Annotated in this window: 18 protein-coding genes; 5 read left to right on the top strand and 13 right to left on the bottom strand. The window is 67.7% G+C overall.

What is annotated here, in order from left to right; translation table 11 throughout:
* Window positions 1-100 precede the first annotated feature (100 nt).
* The 11 genes from FB471_RS26665 to FB471_RS26615 all read right to left on the bottom strand — a co-directional run bounded on the left by FB471_RS26665 (window position 101) and on the right by FB471_RS26615 (window position 11068).
* Window positions 101-718, bottom strand: coding sequence for a hypothetical protein (locus FB471_RS26665; RefSeq protein WP_142001062.1), 618 nt, complete (start codon window positions 716-718; stop codon window positions 101-103).
* Between the two features lie 237 nt (window positions 719-955).
* Window positions 956-2062 (bottom strand): MCE family protein, encoded by a 1107-nt coding sequence (locus FB471_RS26660; RefSeq protein WP_142001061.1) that lies wholly within the window; start codon window positions 2060-2062, stop codon window positions 956-958.
* Between the two features lie 6 nt (window positions 2063-2068).
* Window positions 2069-3067, bottom strand: a complete 999-nt coding sequence (locus FB471_RS26655) for an MCE family protein (RefSeq protein ID WP_142001060.1) — start codon at window positions 3065-3067, stop codon at window positions 2069-2071.
* Window positions 3067-4140, bottom strand: a complete 1074-nt coding sequence (locus FB471_RS26650; RefSeq protein ID WP_246076605.1) for an MCE family protein — start codon at window positions 4138-4140, stop codon at window positions 3067-3069. Before FB471_RS26650 ends, FB471_RS26655 begins: the two co-directional genes overlap by 1 nt.
* Window positions 4140-5147, bottom strand: a complete 1008-nt coding sequence (locus FB471_RS26645) for an MCE family protein (RefSeq protein ID WP_246076604.1) — start codon at window positions 5145-5147, stop codon at window positions 4140-4142. Before FB471_RS26645 ends, FB471_RS26650 begins: the two co-directional genes overlap by 1 nt.
* Complete coding sequence (locus tag FB471_RS26640; protein WP_142001059.1) at window positions 5144-6163, bottom strand: MCE family protein; 1020 nt, start codon at window positions 6161-6163, stop codon at window positions 5144-5146. Before FB471_RS26640 ends, FB471_RS26645 begins: the two co-directional genes overlap by 4 nt.
* A complete protein-coding gene (locus FB471_RS26635) occupies window positions 6160-7458 on the bottom strand; it encodes an MCE family protein (protein WP_142001058.1) in 1299 nt (432 codons plus the stop codon). The genes FB471_RS26640 and FB471_RS26635 overlap by 4 nt, the downstream gene beginning before the upstream one ends.
* On the bottom strand, window positions 7455-8294 hold the full coding sequence (locus FB471_RS26630; protein WP_142001057.1) for an MlaE family ABC transporter permease: 840 nt from the start codon (window positions 8292-8294) through the stop codon (window positions 7455-7457). Before FB471_RS26630 ends, FB471_RS26635 begins: the two co-directional genes overlap by 4 nt.
* A gap of 2 nt (window positions 8295-8296) precedes the next feature.
* Window positions 8297-9046: an MlaE family ABC transporter permease gene (locus FB471_RS26625; RefSeq protein ID WP_142002538.1), complete on the bottom strand. Its 750-nt coding sequence runs from the start codon at window positions 9044-9046 to the stop codon at window positions 8297-8299.
* 47 nt (window positions 9047-9093) lie between these two features.
* A complete protein-coding gene (locus tag FB471_RS26620) occupies window positions 9094-10176 on the bottom strand; it encodes an ABC transporter ATP-binding protein (RefSeq protein ID WP_142001056.1) in 1083 nt (360 codons plus the stop codon).
* A 4-nt stretch (window positions 10177-10180) separates the two neighbouring features.
* On the bottom strand, window positions 10181-11068 hold the full coding sequence (locus FB471_RS26615; RefSeq protein ID WP_246076603.1) for a hypothetical protein: 888 nt from the start codon (window positions 11066-11068) through the stop codon (window positions 10181-10183).
* 653 nt (window positions 11069-11721) lie between these two features.
* On the opposite strand from FB471_RS26615, the gene FB471_RS26610 reads away from it, so the two are divergent.
* Window positions 11722-12309, top strand: coding sequence for a hypothetical protein (locus FB471_RS26610; protein WP_142001055.1), 588 nt, complete (start codon window positions 11722-11724; stop codon window positions 12307-12309).
* Window positions 12310-12316: 7 nt separating this feature from the next.
* Window positions 12317-12880, top strand: a complete 564-nt coding sequence (locus FB471_RS26605) for a hypothetical protein (protein ID WP_142001054.1) — start codon at window positions 12317-12319, stop codon at window positions 12878-12880.
* A gap of 58 nt (window positions 12881-12938) precedes the next feature.
* On the opposite strand, the gene FB471_RS35350 is transcribed toward FB471_RS26605, so the two are convergent.
* Window positions 12939-14972, bottom strand: a complete 2034-nt coding sequence (locus tag FB471_RS35350; protein WP_246076602.1) for a DUF6801 domain-containing protein — start codon at window positions 14970-14972, stop codon at window positions 12939-12941.
* A gap of 585 nt (window positions 14973-15557) precedes the next feature.
* The gene (locus tag FB471_RS26590) at window positions 15558-15866 is read right to left on the bottom strand and encodes a hypothetical protein (protein ID WP_142001053.1); all 309 of its coding nucleotides are present in this window, start codon (window positions 15864-15866) and stop codon (window positions 15558-15560) included.
* 165 nt (window positions 15867-16031) lie between these two features.
* Here FB471_RS26590 and FB471_RS26585 point away from each other — a divergent pair, with 165 nt between their 5' ends.
* From FB471_RS26585 to FB471_RS26575, 3 genes are all read left to right on the top strand, one after another.
* On the top strand, window positions 16032-17813 hold the full coding sequence (locus FB471_RS26585) for a glycosyl transferase (protein ID WP_142001052.1): 1782 nt from the start codon (window positions 16032-16034) through the stop codon (window positions 17811-17813).
* 99 nt (window positions 17814-17912) lie between these two features.
* Complete coding sequence (locus FB471_RS26580) at window positions 17913-18860, top strand: ATP-binding cassette domain-containing protein (RefSeq protein ID WP_142001051.1); 948 nt, start codon at window positions 17913-17915, stop codon at window positions 18858-18860.
* Entirely contained in the window at window positions 18853-19695 is an 843-nt protein-coding gene (locus tag FB471_RS26575) for an ABC transporter permease (protein WP_142001050.1), read from the top strand. The genes FB471_RS26580 and FB471_RS26575 overlap by 8 nt, the downstream gene beginning before the upstream one ends.
* Window positions 19696-19734 lie beyond the last annotated feature (39 nt).

Raw genomic sequence — 19734 nt, 5'->3', positions numbered from 1 at the left:
GCGGTGTTCGTCAGCGCCTGCGATCGCACGACCCGCCACGGACCGGCCCCGGCGCGCTTGGCCTGTGGTTTTCCCCGCGCGCCGGGACGGTCTTGCGGCACTACTTCGCGGTCAGCGTCACCTCGGCGGTGTTGTCCCCGCCCGCGGAGTTCATGTTGATCAGGAAGGTGGAGAACCCGCAGTCCTCCGACCACTCGGAAAGGGTGTAGGGCTCGACGGTCTCCAGGCTGCCGCCTTCGGTGGGAATGAACTCATCCACCGAGCCCAGGTTCAGGGTCGGCGGCTCCTGCTGCACGCAGTTCTCGCCCACCATCAGCGGGAAGCCGAGCGCGGTGAGCTCCCTCAGCTTGATCTGCAACGGGAGGGTGAAGTCCACCTCGCCGGCCTGGAAAGTACCGCTGGACGGCGCGGCCTCGTAGAACTCTACGTCCAGCTCGCTGTCGAACATGCCGAACGCCTTGAACTTCACGTGCGGCACGCTGGTCTGCGTGAACTGGCTGTCGAAGTCGCCGGTCTTCAGGTCGAGCTGGACGTCCACAGTGGCCTCGATGGGGATGTTGGAGTCCATCCCGGCCACGTATGCGGAGCCGGTGACGTTGTAGCTGAGCTCGAGCCGGTCGTCCTGGGCGGCCGCAACGCCGGGGCTCAGCACGCCGCCCACGAGCGCGGCGGTGGCACCCATCGCCGCGACGCTCGCCATCGTACGAATTTTCTTCATCTCAGATCTCCTTGCACCTTTGGTGCTTCAGGCAGGGACGTTACATCGAGAGCGGTAGCGGTTTCGATTTCCACTTCGGTTTTCCGCCCACAAAAGACTTTACTGCCGCGTAACGCGAGACACAAGTCATACCGGTAATGGGTGACCAAGAAACCGTCATACACCCGAAAATTGTTATCCACGGAATACCGGGAAGTCTCCGGGATCTGCTCGAGGTACGAATGTTTCCGGGCCATGTCAGCCGCCGGGAGCGTTCTGTGAGCCGCGCACGCCGGTCGGGTTCCCCTTCGGCAGGGTGCATCGGGCGCCGGTGTTCAGCGGGCCACCCGGCGAGGTGTCCAGGCCGTCGCGGTACTGGGTCCCGCCGTACCCGCTGGTGCACGGTGGCGGGTCGAAGAAGGTCAGGGCCAATCCGAAGTGGGCGCCATCACCCCGGATCACCTGCGAGCCGGCCGCGACCGCTTCCGGCGCCTTCACCAGCAGCTGCTCCAGCCCGCCCTGGCGCACTTCGGCCACAGTGGACACGGTGAGCAGGTTCGCGAGCAGCACCCCGAGCCGCGGCCCGGACTCCCGGACCAGCGCCTGGACCTCACGGGCGACCGGCGGCACCGCGGTGATCACCTCGCGCAGGTCGCCGTCCGACTTCTTCAGCTGCTCGGCCAGTGCCCTGGCATCGGAGCCGAAGGACTTGATCGCCTCGGAGTTCCGCACCTGCGTGGCCAGTACCGTCTCCGAGTCGGTGACAAGGCTGGTTACCTGCGGGACGTACTCGGTTGCGGTCTGGATGAAGTCGATCCCACTGTCCACAAGAGTCTGGAGGTTCGGGCCGGCACCGGAGGTGGCCTGGTACAGCTCGTCCACCACGGTCCGCAGGGCCGGTTTGGGCACCGACTGCACCAGCGCGTCCAGGTTCATCAGCACGGTGTCGACCTGCAACGGGATGTCGGTCCGGTCCTGCACGATCACCGAACCGTCGCGCAGCATCGGGCCGTCCCCGGCACGTGGTCGCAGATCCACGTACTGCTCACCGGCCGCCGACCGGCTGGCCACCACGGCGTCCAGGTCGGCGGGAATCGGCGGTGCGTCCGGCTCGATGACGAGATCGGCTTCCATCCCGGCCTCGGTGAGTCGCAGCTCGCCGACCCTGCCGACCCGCACCCCGCGATACGTCACCTCGGAGTTGGTGAACATCCCGCCGCCGCTGACGAACCGGGCATGCACCACGTAACCGCTGTCGAACAACAGCTTCTGCAAGCCGACATAGTTCGCGCCGACGTAGCTGACCCCGACCAGTGCGATCACACAGAAGATCAGTACCTGCCAGCGAACGAGTTTGGTGAGCATCGGCCGTCACCCCGTTGCCGAGTCGAAGTTCAGGTACGTGTTGAGATAGTCCCCCTTGATGGCCTCCAGCGCGGAGTCCGGGAACGGGTAGGTCAGCAGCATCTCCATCGCCTTGGGCAGCGCGTCCCCGGACTCGGCCAGCCTGCGCAGGATCGGCTCCAGCGCGCGCAGGTCGGCGACCAGGTCCTCCTTGCTCTTGTTCACCGTCTCCACCGCTACGTCGCTGAGGTTGGCCAGCGACTTCAGCAGGGTGACCAGCTGTTCGCGTTGCTGGGAAAGGGTCTCGATCCCGGGAGTGAGATCGGTGAGTGTGGTGTCGATCTGATCCGTGCGGCCGCTCAACGTCTTGCCGAGCTTCGCCACCCCTTCCAGCGCCCTGGTGATCTCGTCCCGGTGCTCGTCCAGCCCGGTGACCAGAGTGTTCAGGTTCGCGAACAGCTCCCTGGTCTCCTGCTCTCTCCCGCCGAGCGCGGTGTTCAACTCCCTGGTGATGGTCTGGATCTGCGCCACCCCGCCGCCGTTGAGCAGCAGGGACAGTGCGCCGAAAACCTCTTCGATCTCGGTGTTGCGGTTGGTCCGTTCCACCGGGATATCGGCCCCCTCGGCCAGCGTTCCGCGCGACTGTTCCAGCTCCGGTGGCGCCAGCTCGACGAACTTCTCACCGAGCACACTGGACTGCCGCAGCCTGGCCACCGCGTTGGCCGGCAACCGGACATCGCCGCGCACGGCCAAGGTGACCAGCGCGGTCTGCCCGTCGTGCGCCAACTCGATCTCCTGCACCTTGCCGACACCGACGTCGTTCACCCGCACCCCGGACTGCGGAACCAGGTCGAGGACGTTGGTGAAACTCGCGGTGACGTGATAGGGGCTCTCCCCGAGGTCCGGGCCCCCGGGCAACGGCACGTCGTAGATCCCGTCGAAGCCTTCCTGACTGCAGCCGGTGGTCACACCCACCAGCACCAGCACCGCGGCCAGCGCGCCCAGCCTGCGCTTGCGCCCACGCATCAGCGATCACCTCCCGCCGGCCGGAACTGGCCGGTCTGCGGCAGCGGCAACGCGGGCCCGCCCGAGCCACCGCCGCCGTCCGCGGAGTACTCGAGCAGGTTCGCCCGCCCGTCGATCGTGCGCGAGGCCGGATTGTAGGTCTCCAGCAGGTTGGTCAGCGCGTTCGGCGCGGTGTCCAGCGCCTCGGCGAGCGAGTCCTTCTGCCCGGCGAGGATCTCCGCGACACCGGCCAATTTGTCTACATTGGACTTGACCAGGCCGCGGTTGTCCCTGATGAACCGCTGCACCGTGTCCAGCGCGTCCCCGAGCTCGCTGAGCGCGGCCGCGAGGTCACCCCGGTCCTCGGCCAGCACCTTGCTGATCGAGGAAACCTGCTTGATGGCCTCGTCGACCTGCTTGTCGTTGGTGGCGACCATCCTGGTGAACTTGCTGACCTGGTCGACCGTCTGGAACATGTCCCCCTTGGAGCTGTCCAGTGTCCTGGCGAACTCGCCGAGCTGCCGGATCGACTCGCCCCAGGCCTTGCCGTTGCCGTCCAGCGTCTTCGCGCCCTGCTCCAGCACGTCGCTGACCGCGCCATCGGAGTTGGCGCCCTCCGGACCCAGCGCGACGGTGAGGTCGTTCAGGCTGGAGAACAACTCGTCGATCTCGACCGGGGTGACGGTACGCTCCCGCGGGATGTCGGCGCCCTCGGCCAGCCGGGGCCCGCCCTGGTACGGCGGGGAAAGCTGGACGTACCGGTCGGCCACCAGGCTCGGCGTGACCACCAGCGCCTTGACCTCCGCGGGCAGCTCCACATCCCCTTCGACGGTCAGCTCCACCTTCACCGTCTCCCCTTGCGGTTCGACCGAGTCCACCGAACCGACCGGAACGCCGACCACCCGGACGTCGGAGTCCGGGTAGATGCCGACCGCGGCGGAGAAGTACGCGGTGACGTGCCGGGCGCCACCGGGGTTGACGATCACCCATACCGCGGCGACCGCCGTCGCCACGATCAGGCCGAGCGCGCCCCAGCGCAACAGCGCGCCCCTGCGCTGCGACCGCCCCATGTCGTCGAGCTGAACGGTATGCATCAGCGCCCTCCCGATCGTGGTGGCAGGCAACTTCCGGGCGGTCCGGACGGGATGAGCCCGCAGATGTAGGTGTCGATCCAGCGACCGTTGCCGACCGCGTTGCCGAGCAGCCGGTAGTACGGGCCGGCGAGCCGCAGGCTCTCCTCGAGCTTGGCCTGGTTGCGCTGCAGCACGGTGGTGACCCGTTCCAGCTGTTGCAGCGCGGGGTTCAGCGTCTCCTGGTTGTCCGTGACCAGGCCCTTGAGCTGCTCGGCGAGCCGGCGCGAACCGGTGAACAGCTTGCCGATCGCCTCCTTGCGCGCGTTCAGTTCGGTCAGTACCACGTTTCCGTTCTTGATCAGCGACTCGACCTGGCCGGTCCGGTCGGCGAGGGTCTTGGACAGCTCCTTGGTGTTCTCGAACAGCTTGATCAGCTCGTCGTCCCTGGAGGCCAGGGTCCTGGACAGGGCGGAAAGCCCGTCCATCGCGTTACGCACCTCCTGCGGCGCCGAGTGGCCGAGCGTCTCGGACAGCGTGCGGAAGGCCTTGGCCAGCCGGTCGGTGTTGATCTCACCGGTGGTCTCGGCGAGGTCGCCGAACACGTCCGTGACGTCGTAGGGCGACGTGGTGCGCTCGCGCGGGATCGGGGTACCCGGGTCCAACTCGGTGTCGCCGATCGGGTCCAGCACCAGGTTCTTCTGCCCGAGCAGGGTCTTGATCTTGATGGCCGCGGTGCTCCGGTCACCGAGCCAGGTGTCCCTGACCCGGAAGGTGATCTGCGCGTGGTCACCGTCCAACTCGACGTCGTTGACCTCCCCGACCTTGACCCCGGCCACCCGCACCTCGTCCCCGGACCTGAGCCCGGCGCCCTCGGTGAACTCGGCGGTGTAGGTGGTTCCGCCGCCGACCAGCGGCAGGTCGTCGACGTTGAACATGGCAAGGCCGATCAGTCCCATGATCAGCACGCCGATTGTGCCGACGACGATCGGGTTGCGTTCGCGGAAGGGTTTCATCGGCGGCAGTTTCATCGACGGCACCTCGGTTGGGTGATCGGGATTCCGACGGGCGGGCCGCCTGGCGGTCGCTTCGCGTCCGAGGAAGCCGAGCACAGGTAGAAGTTGAACCAGGACCCGTAGGACACCAGGGTTCCGATCCGGTCGTACTTGACCGGCAGGTTGTCCAGGAACTTCTCGAACACCGCGGTGTTGTCGGCGAGGTTGCGGGAGAGGTCGCCGAGTGCGGTCATGCTCTGCTGGAGCGGCTGCCTACCCTCCTGCAGCAGATCCGCGGTGCTGCTGGCCAGCTCACCGAGGCCGCCGATCGCCTGGCCGATCGGCTTCGCGTCCGCGGCCAGCCCCTCCACCAGTTCCTTGGTGGTGGTGATCAGCGTGCCGAGCTGGTCACCCTTGGCGTTCACCGTGTCCAGCACGGTGTTCAGGTTGGTGATCACCTCGCCGATCACCTTGTCCTTGTCCGCCAGCGTGGAGGTGAGCGAGGCGGTGTGCCGCAGGAAGCTGTTCAGCGTCGGGCCCTCGCCCTGCAGTACCTGGATCAGCTCGTAGGACAACTTGTTCACGTCGTCCGGGTTCATCGCCTGGAACAGTGGTTTGAAGCCGTTGAACATCGCGGTCAGGTCCAGTGCGGGCGTGGTCCGCTCCAGCGGGATGTGCGCTCCGGCCGGCAGCTTCTCCCCCATCGGGAAGTCGCCCTGGTCCACGGAGATGTAGCGCTGGCCGACCAGGTTGCGGTAGCGGATCGCCGCGGTGGCCGAGGCCGCCAGCGGGCGCTTGACATCCACCCCGAAGGTCACGTCGGCGTAGCGCCGCTCCACCACCTCGACGTCCTCGACCTGCCCTATCCGGACACCGGCCATGCGCACGTCGTCGCCGGGGTTGACGGAGGTGGCATCGGTGAACCGGGCGGTGTAGGTGGCCGTGTCGCCCACCCCGACGTTGGCGATGGTGATGCCGAGGATCACCGAGGCCAGCGCGGTGACCACCAGGAAGATCAGGCCCTTGATCAGCGGCCCGGCCAAGCTCTTCATTTCAGCGTCACCTCCGTTCCGCGCAGCAGTGGCCCGACCAGCAGGCTGCTCCATCCGGGCACCGCGTCCGGGGTGGTGCCCAGCGCGGGTGCCATCAGCTCGGCGATCAGCTGCCGTTCATAGGGCGAGTTGGCGATCCCCGCCTGCTCCAGCGCGAGCGGGCCCGCCGCGGCGGAGTCCTGGGCGGTACTCACCGCGCCGCGAGCACCTCCCGCCGGCCGGACGCCCTGTCCCGGCCCGGCGCCCGGGGGGTAGCAACGCGGGCCGCCACCCGCGTCGTGGACCGGATCGTCCCTGCCGGGGACGTACTTGCCCCGGGGCTGCTGCACCGTGATGTCCACGTGCAGGCCGGGTTCTCCGGTCCCGGCCCCGAGCGCCTTCTCCATCAGCGGCTTGAACCGGTTCACCGCGTCGAAAAGGCAGGGGAACGACGACGCGTACCTGGCCAGCAGCTCGAAGGTCGGCCTGCTGGCCTCGGTGAAGCCGATCAGGCTGTCCTTGTTCTTCCGCAGGAAGGCGGTCAGCTCGTCCGAGCTCGCGGTGAGGTCGGTGTAGAGCGCCTGGAGGTCGCTACGGTGCTCGGTGATCGTCCGCCCGGTCACGGTGAGATCGGTGAGCGCTCGCAGGATGTCCGGGGCCGCCTCGTCGTACAGCTCGGCGACATCGGCCACACCGCTGACGTCCTTTTTGAACTGCGGCATCAGCGGGTTGAGTTCGGACAGCAGCTTGTTCAGCTTGACGATGCTGTCACCGAGCGGCTCCCCGCGCTGGTCCAGCGCCTGGGACACCGCGCCCAGCGAGGCGGACAGCTTCTCCGGCTGGACCGCGCGCAGCAGCGGCAGCAGGTTGCCGAGCACCCGCTCCAGTTCGATCGCGTTCTTCGAGCGGTCCTGCGGGATCACATCGCCGCCGGAGAGGGACCGCGCCGCCGGGTCCTCCGGCAGTACCAGGTTGACATATCGCTGACCGAAGACCGTCTTCGGCAGCAGCCGGGCGGAGACGTTACGCGGCAACTGATCGATCGTGGCCGGGTCCATCGCCAGCTCGATCTCCGCACCGCGGTCGGTGGCGCGCACATCGGAGACGTAGCCGAACGGCACGCCCCTGGACTTCACCTCGGAGTTGATCTCCATCTGGTTGCCGATCCGGTCCGCGCGCAACGTCACCGTCTCCACCGACTCGAACCGCCGCTCGTAGATGGCGACCGTCAACCACAGCATCAGCACCAGGACCATCAGGAACGCCACCCCGGCGAGTTGCGTTCCCAGCCGCTTTCCGGTTTCCGCCTTGCTCATCCAGCCACCTGCACCGTCGTGTTAACCCCCCAGATCGCCAGGCTGAGGAAGAGGTCGAGCACGCTGATCAGCACGATCGAGGTCCGCACCGCCCTGCCGACGGCGACGCCGACGCCGGCAGGCCCGCCGGCCGCGCGGTACCCGTAGAAGCAGTGGGTGAGGATCACCGCGACGCTGAAGATCAGCACCTTGCCGAAGGACCACAACACGTCCTCCGGCGGTAGGAACAGGGCGAAGTAGTGGTCGTAGGTCCCACCGGACTGACCGAGCACCCAGACCGTCACCTGCCGGGAGGCCACATACGAGGTCAGCAGGCCGATCGCGTACAGCGGGACGATCGCGACGAACCCGGCGATGATCCGCGTGGTGACCAGGAACGGCATGCTGCGCACCGCCATCACCTCGAGCGCGTCGATCTCCTCGGAGATCCGCATCGCGCCGAGCTGTGCGGTGAAACCCGCGCCGACCGTGGCGGACAGCGCGAGTCCCGCGGACAGCGGCGCGATCTCCCTGGTGTTGAAGTAGGCGGTCATGAAACCGGTCAGCGCCGAGACACCGATCTGGTTCAGCGCGCTGAAACCCTGCAGCCCCACGGTGATCCCGGTGAACAGGGTCAGCCCCACCATCACGCCGATGGTGCCGCCGATCACCGCGAGCGCGCCGCTGCCGAAGGTCACCTCGGCCAGCAGCCGGACGACCTCCTTGAAGTAGCGTCGGATCGTCAGCGGCACCGCGGCCAGTGCCCGCAGGTAGAACAGCAGTTGGTCGCCCAGCTTGAACAAACTGTCGCCGGGACGCCGCAGCGTCGCTTTCGCGCGTTCACCCACAGTGGTCACGGCTAAGTCCCCTTCGCAGGCACCAGTTGCAGGTACAGCCCGGTGATCACGGTGTTCACGAAGAACAGCAGCAGGAAGGTGATCACCACCGACTGGTTGACCACGTCACCGACGCCCTTCGGGCCGCCCCGCGGGTTGAGCCCCCGGTAGGCGGCGACGACACCGGCGAGGAAACCGAAGATGAACGCCTTGATCATGCCGACCCACAGGTCCGGAAGCTGGGCGAGGGCGTTGAAGCTGGCCAGGTAGGCGCCGGGGGTGCCGCCCTGCACGACCACGTTGAAGAAATAGCCCCCGGCCACACCGACCACGCTCACCAGGCCGTTGAGCAGCACCGCCGCCAGGATCGCCGCGAGCACCCTCGGCACGATGAGTCGCTGGATCGGCGAGACCCCGAGCACCTCCATCGCGTCGATCTCCTCGCGGATCTTGCGCGAGCCGAGGTCGGCACAGATCGCGGAGCCGCCCGCTCCCGCGATGATCAGGGTGGTGACGATCGGGCTGGCCTGCTGCACCACGGCGAGCACGCTGGCCGCGCCGTTGAACGACGAGGCGCCGATCTGGCTGGTGAGAGTGCCGAGCTGGAGTGAGATCACCGCGCCGAACGGGATCGCGACCAGGATGGCCGGGGTGATCGACACGCTGGCGATGAACCAGAACTGCTGGATGAACTCACGCGCCTGGAACGGCCGTTTGAAGATGGCGACGATGACATCCAGGCCGAGCGAGAAACCACGGCCGAACTCCCGCATGGCGGCGGTGACGCGGTCCAGCCCCGGCAGGCGGCGGGTGGGTGTGGTCACGGCAGACCCCACTGTCCGGTCACCGACTCCGCGGAGAACCGCTCCGTCAGGGCTTCCTGCCGGTGCCTGCTCACCGGTCGCAGGCCGTAGCGGTGCCGGTCCTCCGTGCTGAGGCTGGCCACGATCCCGTGCTGGGCAAGGGAAGGCAGGGTGTGCAGCATGGCCATCACCCGGTCCTTGCGGCGGCGGACGCCCATCCGCTCCGGCATCCCGGGGGTCGGCTCGATCTGCGGCACGATGCCGCGCACGTCTTCGCCCGACCCGTCGCGGTGGCCGGCGTCGGCGCGCGCCTGCTCGCGGGCCAGCTGCGCGGAGTCCTTCTCCTCGGACATCCCGATCGGGCCAAGGGTTCGGCCGTTCAGGAACTGCTCGACCGCGGGTTCGTCCGAGGTCAGCAGCACCTCGCGCGGTCCGAACATGAGCAGTTGCTTGCGGAACAGCATGCCGAGGTTGTCCGGAACCGTGCGGGCGACGTTGATGTTGTGCGTCACCAGCAGGATGGTGGCGTCGATCTGCGCGTTCAGGTCGATCAGCAACTGGGAGAGGTACGCCGTGCGCACGGGATCCAGCCCGGAGTCCGGCTCGTCGACCAGCAGGATCTCCGGGTCCAGCACCAGCGCCCGCGCCAGCCCGGCACGCTTGCGCATCCCGCCGGAGATCTCCCCTGGCAGCTTGTCCTCGGCGCCGGCCAGCCCGGTGATCTCCAGCTTTTCCAGCACGATCCGCTTGATCTCGGACTCGGATTTCTTGGTGTGCTCGCGCAGCGGGAAGGCGACGTTGTCGTAGAGGTTCATCGAGCCGAACAGCGCGCCGTCCTGGAACAGCACCCCGAAAAGCTTCCGCGTCTCGTACAGGGTGCGTTCCGGGCAGGAGCACAGATCCACCCCGTTGACCACGATCCGGCCCGCCTCCGGCCGGATCAGTCCGATCAGGCATTTGAGGAACACCGACTTCCCGGTCCCCGACGGCCCGAGCAGGGCACTGACCTCGCCCGCGGGCAGGCTGAACGCCACGTCCCGCAAGATGTTCTGGCTGCCGAACGACTTGCGCAGCCCCTCGACCACCACCTCCACACCCATTACGTCACCCCTGTTCACACCTGGTCGCGATGCAGCGCAGCCGCAGGTTGGTCTTCAGTGCGTTGCCTGGCCCGGAAACCAGGCCGGTCAACAGCGGGTCGAGGTCCTCGGTGGCACCGCAGCCCGCGAACGGCGGGATCGTGTAGGTGGAGCGCGTCTCGGTGTCGGAATCGGGATCGCCCTCCTGGAGCGGCAGGTTTCCCTTGATCCGGATCGATGCGGACGTCGCCGTCCGGCAGTCCGGACCCACATCCAGCGGTTGCCCGTCGACCTTGACGTTCTTCAGCTTGATGAACACCTTGGCGGTCACGTCAGCCTCGGCCCGCATCCAGTTCTTGTCCGGGTTGTCGGGGTCCGGGCGGAAGCTGACCTGTACCGTGCCTTCGGCCTCGCCGTCCTGGATCAGCTGGACGGTGCTGGTCACCGGCATGATGCCGAACGTGACGAAGTAGCTGTCCGCCTCGGGCAGGTCCAGCAGTCCGCGAATGGTTCCGCCGGTCGCCGCGGGGTTGACGAGAGCGTTGAACGTGCCCTGCCCGATGGTGATCTCCGAACGCAGTTTCTCGATCCGGCTGACGGTGTCTTCCACCCAGTAGCCAGCCTTGATTCCCGACCCTTCCGGGAACTTGTCCGACGGTGCGTCCGCCGCGCCGAGCCGCTGCGCGGGGCGAGGAGCCGCGGACCCGCTGGCCACGGACAGTGCCCCCACGAGGCAGAGGGCAAGGCACACGGCAACGGCACGGGCCAGCGCTGGCGTGCGGCGTGTGCTCATGCGTGAAATACCTGTCCTTTGTTGCCGGATTTCCTTACCGGAATCGGTGTCCGAACGGCCCCAACTGATCGGTACGCTACTTACCTGGCACAGGGCACACAAGAACTCTCGATGCATCATGGCCACACGTGGTCGAGGTACAGCGTTTCTTGTTATCGGCCTAACTGTCCACGTCCGGACTTTTCACCCGCACGGCACAACGCCTTCGTTTCCCCTGCCCAGCGGTACACGCGCAGATTTTTTGTCATGCCGGTGACACCCGGACACGGCTCCTTTCCTGCGGTGGTGATGACGTTGCGGGCGCTACGGCCGGGCCGGTAGCGTCACCAGCGCATACCTTGCGGGGGACATACACGTTTCGGCACGCAATCGCGCCAAACAGGACGGATTGCCAGGGAAACACTGTGCGTGGAATGAAGCCCGGACTCATCATGGCCGGGCGCCGGCACTCGCCCGTGGCGTAGCGGGCACCGCGACCGCGGCCCCGGCCACACCGACCGACGACCCTGGCCACCATATCGCGCGCTGGACTCCGGACGGGTTTTCTGTCATCGGCGTGACAGCAACACTTCGGATTTCCTCGGCTTGGGTGACGAGTGTCGTGTCCGACGCGGAACGGGACTTCTTCCGGGCCGAGGAATCAGTGTCCGCGGGACGACTCGGTCGTTAGAGTCATACCGGAAAACGTCGCGGCTCGGCTCCGCGCCGGGCGGATGACCACTCGCTCGCATCCGCCCCTTCCAGCCTCATCCGACAAACGAAGGAAGAACGGTATGATTCCTCGACTCGTCATTGGTGCGGTGGCGGCCTGCGGGCTGGCGCTGGCCGCGGGGTGCGGCTCGGACGAGCCCGCCGCATCCGGTGAGCCCGCGGGGCAGCAGACCAAGACCGGTTCCGCCGAGGCAGGCTCCGAGTCCACCGCATGGGCCGATCAGGTATGCACGGCGATCCAGGCACAGGCGAGCAAGATGACCACCCTGCCCCCGCTCGAGTCCGACCAGCCACAGGACGTCCGGCAGGCGATGCTCACCTACCTGGATACGCTGTCCGGCGCGTTCGACGACCTGTCCACCCGGATCGAGGCCGCGGGCCCGCCGCCGGTGACCGACGGTGGCGCGCTGGTCGAGCAGACCATCGGCACCCTGGAAGAGACCAAGCAGACGCTGGACACCGCACGGGCCAAGGCGGACGGCGCGACCATCAGCGACCCGGCCGCCTTCCAGTCGACCATGACCGAGGTCGGCGCGAAGATCCAGGAACTCCAGGGCATGGACGACCCGACGAAGAACCTCAAGCAGAACCCGGTGCTGAAGACCGCGTTCGCCGAGGCACCGGCCTGCAAGCGGCTCGAGGGGGAGTGAGGTCACCGTGCTGGGACGTATCGGGCTTGCGCTGACCTGCGCAACCGTGGGCGGTCTCGCCCTCTCCGGTTGCGACTCCGGTTCCTCGGACCCGATCCGGGACCCGGCAACGGACTGGGCGGGGCAGGTGTGCACCGTGGCGGCCGACCATATGGACACCCTGACGGGTGGACCCTCTGTCGACGCGCAGGATCTGGCGAAGAGCAAGCAGCTCATGGTGACGCATCTCGGCGAGCTGGCCGAAGCGGTCGGCGCCGTGGCGAACGGCATCACCGAGGCCGGGCCGCCACCAGCCGAGGACGCTGCGCCGGTCATCGAACGGACCGTCGGCAAGCTGCGCCAGGCGAAACAGTCCGTCAACACGGCCAGGGAGAAGCTGGCCGCGGCCGCACCGGAGAACGACGAGGCGTTCCGCGACACCATGGGCTCGGTGGGCGCGGACCTGACCGCGCTCGGGCGACTGGACGACCCGCTACGAGACCTGCGGCTGAGCCAGGAACTGAGCAAGGCGTTCGGGCAGGCGCCGGCCTGCGGGCAGGCCAAGCCGGGTGGGATCGCCCCGACCGACTAGCGCGGACACGAAATCGCCCCCGGCAACGGATGCCGGGGGCGATTTCGTTGTGCCGCGGTTACCTCCTGTCGATGTTCAGCTCGAGGGTGTTGCCCGGACCGGGGACCATGCCGTTGATGAACCCGGTGATGAAGCCACATCCGGAGAACTCCGGAATGGTGTACTCACCGGTCAGGGTGCCACCGGTCAGCGGGTCGAAGTTCGAGCCGGACTCGACGTCGACATCAGCGGGTGCCACGGTCTGGCAGCTGTTCGAGTAGAGCAGCGGCAGCCCGAGCATCCGCACATCCACCAACTTGATGCTGACCTGCGAGTTGGCGGTCACCTTGCCGTCCCGCACGGTCCCGTTGGTTCCGCCGATGTCGTCCAGCACCACCTTGGCGCTGGCCGGCAGCAGACCGAACAGCTTGAACCGCAGCTTCGACTTCGGGAGCGTCAGGTCACCCTCGAAGTTTCCGCTGGCGGTGTCCAGCTTGGCCTCCAGGCCGCCGTTGTCCAGCGACAGCATGGCGTGCAGCCTCTTGATCAGCGTTTCGCCATTGACGTCGTAGGACAGCTCAACCGGCTGATCCGGCGGATCGGTCGGTTCCGTGGGCTCCGTCGGTTCCGTCGGTTCCGTCGGTTCCGTCGGTTCCGTGGGCTCCGTCGGCTCCGTCGGCTCCGTCGGCTCCGTCGGCTCCGTGGGCTCCGTCGGCTCCGTCGGCTCAGTCGGTTCCGTGGGCTCCGTCGGTTCCGTGGGCTCCGTCGGTTCCGTCGGCTCAGTCGGCTCAGTCGGCTCCGTCGGCTCAGTCGGCTCCGTCGGCTCAGTCGGCTCCGTCGGCTCAGTCGGTTCCGTGGGCTCCGTCGGTTCCGTCGGCTCCGTCGGCTCAGTCGGCTCCGTCGGCTCAGTCGGCTCCGTCGGCTCAGTCGGCTCCGTCGGCTCCGTGGTGGGGTCGCCGCCGATCTCGATCTCGCCGAGGGAGTTGTTCTGCCCCGGCAACTGCGTGCACTCCGAGGTGAACGTGCCCAGCCCGGTAGGCGTGCCGTCCTCCTTCTTCGGGGTCAGGGTGCTGGCGAAGTCCCCAACGGTGACCTCGGCGGTACCCGGCTCCGGGAAGGTGATCGACGGCGCGGTGCCGCTGGTCTGGATCTGGAACTCACCCTCGTCCGGGACCTCCGTGGAGGGCACCGGAAGCGGGAGGTCCAGCGGCAGGTTCAGCCCAGGCGCGGTCAAGGTGGCCTTCGCCGTGGCATCGCCCTCGACCGTGGCACCACCCACCAGGTTAAGTCCCTGGGTGGCCGTAGCCGGAACAGTGACCACCGCATCGAATGCGATGTCACCGCTCGCCTCGCCCACGTCCAAGGTCTCCGGCAGGTTGGACGAGACGTCCACCACCAGCTCCTGGTTCCCGATCAGCGGGAAGGGGCAGGTGTAGTGCAGGGTGGCCTCGCCGTGCGGGTTGTCCGGCGGCTCCTCGGTCGGAGTCGTCGGCGGGGTCGGGGTGTGGTTCGGGTCGGGCGGTTCCACCTCGAACGTGCCGAGCAGGTTGTCCTGACCAGGGTCCTGGAGGCACTGCGAGGTGAACTGGCCGAGGCCGGTGTCAGTACCGTCCGCCCGCTTGGGGTGCAAGAAGGTGCTGATGTCTCCGATGTGGACCGAAGCGGTGCCACCGGCCTCATAGGTCACCGCCGGCGTGGTGCCACCGGTGACCACCACCAGCGGCCCCTCCGCCGGCACGTCGGTGACCGGAACCGGCGAGTCCAGCCACAGGTCGAGCGGCTCGTCCCGGCCGGGCGCGTCCAGTGTCGAGCTGGTGGTTGCCGAGCCCTCGACCGTAGCGGCACCCACCAGGCGCAGGCCGTCCGTGGCGTTCGCCGACACGTTCACCGTCGCCTCGTAGCTGATCGGTGTCGAAGGCTGTTCGGCGATCGCGTTGTCCGGAAGCTGCGCGTCGATCGTCACCGACATCGCCTGCTCCCCGACCACCGGGAACTCACAGGTGTAGTCCAGCGTTACCGAGACTTCCTCGGCGGCGCTGGACCCCATCCCGACAAGGCCCACCATGGCGACCGCGACCGAGCCCACGGTCGCGAAGGCCAGGGAGTGGGCCACTCTTCGAGACTTCCAACGAACTTTCATCTGCTGTCTCCTACTATTGAGGCGGACGCGAGAAATCGCACGATGTGCAGAGAAAGACGAGTCGCCACCCAGCTTCGCGCGACTTTTCGACGACCGTCCGAGATGCGGAGCATCTCCAAATGCAGGTAATGTAGCCGCAATGTCACGGCCACGAGCGATTAAAGTACCTCTCGGCCTACCGCTCCGCAAGAAGCTCGACCGGCGCCGAAAGTCGGTAAACAGTGAATCGAGCAAGGGTCGACGCTGAGTCATTTTTGTGAAGCACGTAAGCTCGGCGAGCCCGGGAACATCGCGGGCATCGCAGAAAAGTGGACCGGTCAGCCATGTACCGGCACGAGCACGGACCGGAAAATCGCACACTTGTCACCCAGGATCGACCGGGCGAGGGCGTTGTTGTCAGCGAAGAACGATCGACCCACCGACCGGCCCCAAGGTGACCACCGCCGGCCGGAGCGGATGCGTGGGGTAAAGTTACGCCGCCGTTACCATGGCCCCCGACGGCTGTCATACGCGCACGAGCAACCGGGGCGAACACTGTCATACAGATATCTCAAGTGGTCAGCGCGCCCACGGGTCACCGAAGCCGGGAAAGCGCCGCAGCGGTGAAGGAGTGGGGGGCGAGGTGGACGTGGTGGTGGCCTCCACGACCTCGCTGATCGGTGGGATGGTGCGCTCGGCGGGACGCTCGGAGTCACCACCCTGGCCACCCCAGACGCCGAAAGCCGCGCCACCGAGCGCGCCGAGCAGCAGTACTACCCCGAAGGCCTTGAACAGCAGGCCTGGGTAACCGCCGACCGAGGGTTCCAGCAGAACCCTGCGCCTGCGATGCCTCGGGCGCTTACTCCTGGGTGGCCGTCCGCGTACCATCGGCTACCTCCGTTGGCAGTTTCCCGATGAGACGAACCATAGTATGAATTGATTTGCGGAAATGTAAAGTGCGTGACAGGCGCGGCCTAAACTGTCATCCGTGCCCGATCTTGTCGAGCGGGACTGTCACGCATCTGATAAAAAGGGCACCGAATGGGAACTGCGATGGCGAAGACCGGCAAAACCGCACCCTTCGAGCAGGTGCCGCGCGCACCGGAATCCGGGCATCTCCGTGCGCATCCGGCCGATCTCGCCATCACGTCGATTTTCCTGCTCGCCGCCTTCCTGATCTACCGTCCACTATGGAACAACCTGGGCAGTGGCTACCTGACCAACAGCGGGCAGGACCAGCGCATGTGGGAGTGGTTCTTCGCGGTCACCGCGCACGCGCTGAGCAACGGCGAGAACCCGCTGTTCAGTGCCCTGCAGAACCATCCGGACGGCGTGAACCTGATGGCCAACACGGCCATGCTCGGGCTCGGGGTACCGCTGGCGCCGCTTACCCTCGCCTTCGGACCCACCGTGACCTGGGCCCTCGTGCTGACCGGAGGACTGCTGGCCACCGCGGTCGCGTGGTACTGGGTACTGTCCCGGCACCTGGTGCACGGCAGGGTGGCCGCGGTGGTCGGCGCGGCGTTCTGCGCCTTCGCACCACCGATCATCTCGCACGCCAACGCGCACCCCAACTTCGTGGCGCTGTTCGTACTGCCCTTCCTGGTGTTGTGCCTGGTCAAACTGGCACACGGGCACCGGCCGGTACGCACCGGCGTCCTGCTGGGACTGCTGCTGGCCTGGCAGATCTTTCTCGGTGAGGAGCCGCTGCTCATCGGCGCCACCACCTTTCTGATCTTCGCGGGTGCCTATGCCGTGCAGCGCGCCGAGCACGTACTGGAGACGCTGCGCCCGCTGGCCATCGGGCTCGCGGTGGCCGCGGGCGTGTCCCTGCTGCTGGTGGCCTACCCGCTGTGGTGGCAGTTCTTCGGCCCGCAGAGCTACCACAGCCTGGAACACGGACTGGTGGGCAACGACGCCGCCGCGTTCACCGCGTTCGCCACCGAGTCGGTGGCGGGCGATCCCGCGGTGGCACGGGACCTCTCGATGAACCGCACCGAGGAGAACGCCTTCTTCGGCTGGCCGCTGGTGGTGCTGGTGCTCCTCGCCGCGGCCTACCTGTGGCGGGACGCCGTGGCACGGGCGATCACCGTGGCGTTGCTCGGGATGGCCTGGCTCTCGACCGGCTTGATCCTGATGGTCGACGGCGAAGTGACCGGGGTGGCGGGGCCCTGGCTCGGGCTGTTCCGCGCGCCACTGTACGAATCGGTGCTGGAGTCCCGCTTCGCCCTCGGTTGCGTGCCACTGATCGGCATCCTGCTGGCCATGACCACCAGCCGAATCCTGGCGGCCGCGCGGCCACGGCGGCGATGGCTGGTGCCGCTGTGGGCCGCGTCCCTGCTCACCGCGCTGCTGCCGATCGTGCCGACCGAGCTGCGCACCGAGCAACGGCCGCCGACCCCCGACTTCTTCGCCGAAGGCGGCTGGCGTGAGTACGTGGACCCCGGCGGATCCGTGGTCCTCGCGCCGCTTCCGGACACCGGCGACGCGCGCGGCCTGCGCTGGCAGGTCGATGCCGGGCTGGCCTTCCCCCTCGCCGAGGGGTATTTCGTCGCCCCGCACGGCACGGAGCGTAAGGGCAACTACGGGGCGCAACGGCGGCCGACCTCGCGCCTGCTCGAGCGGGTCGACGACACCGGGGCGGCCGCGCGGGTCGATCTCCGCGACCGCCTGCGGGCACAGCAGGACCTGCGGTTCTGGCGCGCCGACGTGGTCGTGCTGGCGCCACGCCGGCACCAGGAGGCGCTACTCGAGACGGTGCGGGCGCTGCTGGCGAAACCACCGAGGATGGTCGGCGGGGTCTGGGTGTGGGATGTGCGCGAGGTGACCCGCTAAGGCACGCTCCACTGCCGCTCAAGCCTCGCGCAAGCGGGCTCGGCCGAGGCTTTCCAATCACTATCGTCCGGAAAGTCCAGGCAGACAGGGGATGAGGCAATGCGACACCCGCGGATCGAGGTCGCCGGTCTCGGCAAGGACTACGCGCAGGTGACCGCGCTGACCGGGGTGAACCTGCGTGCCGAGGCGGGCGCCGTGCTCGCGGTGCTCGGGCACAACGGCGCGGGCAAGACGACCTTGATCGACATACTCGGCACCCGCACCAGGCCGACCGCGGGCAGCGCACGGGTGTGCGGGTTCGACGTGGTCACCGATGGTCACGAGGTGCGCAGGCACATCGGGATGACCGGCCAGTTCGTGGCCGTGGACGACAACCTGTCCGCCCGCGGCAACCTGGTGCTGATCGCCAGGCTGCTCGGTGCCTCCACCCGGCAGGCGAAGGCGCGGGCGGTCGAGTTGGTCGAATCCTTCGGCCTCGCCGAGGCCGCTGATCGGCCCGCTCGCACGTACTCCGGCGGGATGCGTCGCCGCCTCGACCTCGCGGCGGGGCTGGTCGGCGCCCCTGAGGTGTTGTTCCTCGACGAACCGACGACCGGGCTGGACCCGGTGAGCCGCTCGGGTCTGTGGGAAATCGTCACCCGGCTGGCGGCCGCGGGCACCACCGTGGTGCTGACCACCCAGTATCTGGAGGAGGCCGACCGGCTCGCCGACCAGGTCATCGTGCTGGCCATGGGGCGCATCGTCGCCGAGGGCACCCCGGAACGGCTGAAGGCGGGCATCGGGCGGCGCACCGCCACACTGACCTTCGCCGACCCGCAGGCCACACGGCACGCCGCCTGCGCACTCGAGCGGCTGGCGCTGCGGCCGGTGCCCGACGAGCGGGCCCGCACGGTGACCGCGCCGGTCGCCGCGGCCGGGGAGATCACCGGGCTGGTCCGCACCCTGGACCGCCTCGGCATCGGTATCGCGGACCTGACCGTCACCGAGCCGACCCTGGACGATGTGTACCTCTCCCTGCACCGGACTTCCTGGGCAGGACATGAGTAGTCCCGTCTCCAGCAAGCTGGTCACGAACGGCCACGGCAGGCACGCGCCCCGTAGCTGGACCGGCAGCGGGTTGCCCACGCAGGTATGGGTGCTCACCACACGTTCGCTGCGCGCGGCCTTCGGGGACTACCGGCTGGTCTTCTTCGGCCTGATGCAGCCGGTAGTACTGCTGTTACTGTTCAGCCAGGTCTTCGAGAGCATCGGCTCGCTGCCCGGGATGTCGGGCTACGACGGGTACATCAACTTCCTGATGCCGGCGACGATGATCAATATCGCGATGATCACCGCGATGAGCTCGGGCGCGGGGCTGCTCGCCGAGACCTACACCGGGGTGATCGGCCGGTTCCGGACCATGCCGATCAGCCTGTTCTCGGTACTGCTCGCCCGGACCCTCTCCGACACCGCCCGGCTGGCCGTGCAACTGGTGGCCACGCTGGTTGCCGGCATGCTCGTACTCGGCTTCCGCCCCGGTGGCGGGCCGTTCGGGGTGACCGTCGCCCTCCTGCTCACCCTGGTCGTCGGCTGGGGGCTCGGCTGGGTGTTCGTGGCCATCGCGACCTGGCTGCGCAAGGCGGAGACCATGCAGGCGGTGTCCTTCTTCGCGATGTTCCCGCTGATGTTCTCCTCCAGTGCATACATGCCGCTGGACGCGATGCCGACCTGGGTACGGACCGTGTCCATGCTCAACCCGCTGACCTACGCGATCGACGCGACCAGAGGGCTCGCCCTCGGCAGGCCGTTCGGCTCCGCGCTCCTGCTCGCGGTGGCCCTCGCGCTGGTCACGGCGATGCTGGGCGGTGCCCTCGCGGTGCGCAACTTCCGCCGGACCGGGTAGGTGTTGGATCCCGGTAAAACTGGCGGATACGTGACAGTC

Origin of the sequence: Amycolatopsis cihanbeyliensis, from assembly GCF_006715045.1 — a bacterium.
Taxonomy (GTDB): Bacteria; Actinomycetota; Actinomycetes; order Mycobacteriales; family Pseudonocardiaceae; genus Amycolatopsis; species Amycolatopsis cihanbeyliensis.
The sequence above is the reverse complement of the archived record's forward strand: the minus strand, read 5'-3'. Positions and strand labels throughout refer to the sequence as shown.

Bases quoted from the DNA above. Each gene is read 5' to 3' on its own strand.
- FB471_RS26585 (WP_142001052.1), top strand. From the start codon at position 16,032: ATGGCGAAGACCGGCAAAACCGCACCCTTCGAGCAGGTGCCGCGCGCA.
- FB471_RS26610 (WP_142001055.1), top strand. From the start codon at position 11,722: ATGATTCCTCGACTCGTCATTGGTGCGGTGGCGGCCTGCGGGCTGGCG.
- FB471_RS26635 (WP_142001058.1), bottom strand. From the start codon at position 7,458: ATGAGCAAGGCGGAAACCGGAAAGCGGCTGGGAACGCAACTCGCCGGG.
- FB471_RS26580 (WP_142001051.1), top strand. From the start codon at position 17,913: ATGCGACACCCGCGGATCGAGGTCGCCGGTCTCGGCAAGGACTACGCG.
- FB471_RS26575 (WP_142001050.1), top strand. From the start codon at position 18,853: ATGAGTAGTCCCGTCTCCAGCAAGCTGGTCACGAACGGCCACGGCAGG.
- FB471_RS26625 (WP_142002538.1), bottom strand. From the start codon at position 9,046: ATGCGGGAGTTCGGCCGTGGTTTCTCGCTCGGCCTGGATGTCATCGTC.
- FB471_RS26645 (WP_246076604.1), bottom strand. From the start codon at position 5,147: ATGAAACTGCCGCCGATGAAACCCTTCCGCGAACGCAACCCGATCGTC.
- FB471_RS26665 (WP_142001062.1), bottom strand. From the start codon at position 718: ATGAAGAAAATTCGTACGATGGCGAGCGTCGCGGCGATGGGTGCCACC.
- FB471_RS26650 (WP_246076605.1), bottom strand. From the start codon at position 4,140: ATGCATACCGTTCAGCTCGACGACATGGGGCGGTCGCAGCGCAGGGGC.
- FB471_RS26655 (WP_142001060.1), bottom strand. From the start codon at position 3,067: ATGCGTGGGCGCAAGCGCAGGCTGGGCGCGCTGGCCGCGGTGCTGGTG.
- FB471_RS26615 (WP_246076603.1), bottom strand. From the start codon at position 11,068: ATGATGCATCGAGAGTTCTTGTGTGCCCTGTGCCAGGTAAGTAGCGTA.
- FB471_RS26660 (WP_142001061.1), bottom strand. From the start codon at position 2,062: ATGCTCACCAAACTCGTTCGCTGGCAGGTACTGATCTTCTGTGTGATC.
- FB471_RS26620 (WP_142001056.1), bottom strand. From the start codon at position 10,176: ATGGGTGTGGAGGTGGTGGTCGAGGGGCTGCGCAAGTCGTTCGGCAGC.
- FB471_RS26590 (WP_142001053.1), bottom strand. From the start codon at position 15,866: ATGGTACGCGGACGGCCACCCAGGAGTAAGCGCCCGAGGCATCGCAGG.
- FB471_RS26640 (WP_142001059.1), bottom strand. From the start codon at position 6,163: ATGAAGAGCTTGGCCGGGCCGCTGATCAAGGGCCTGATCTTCCTGGTG.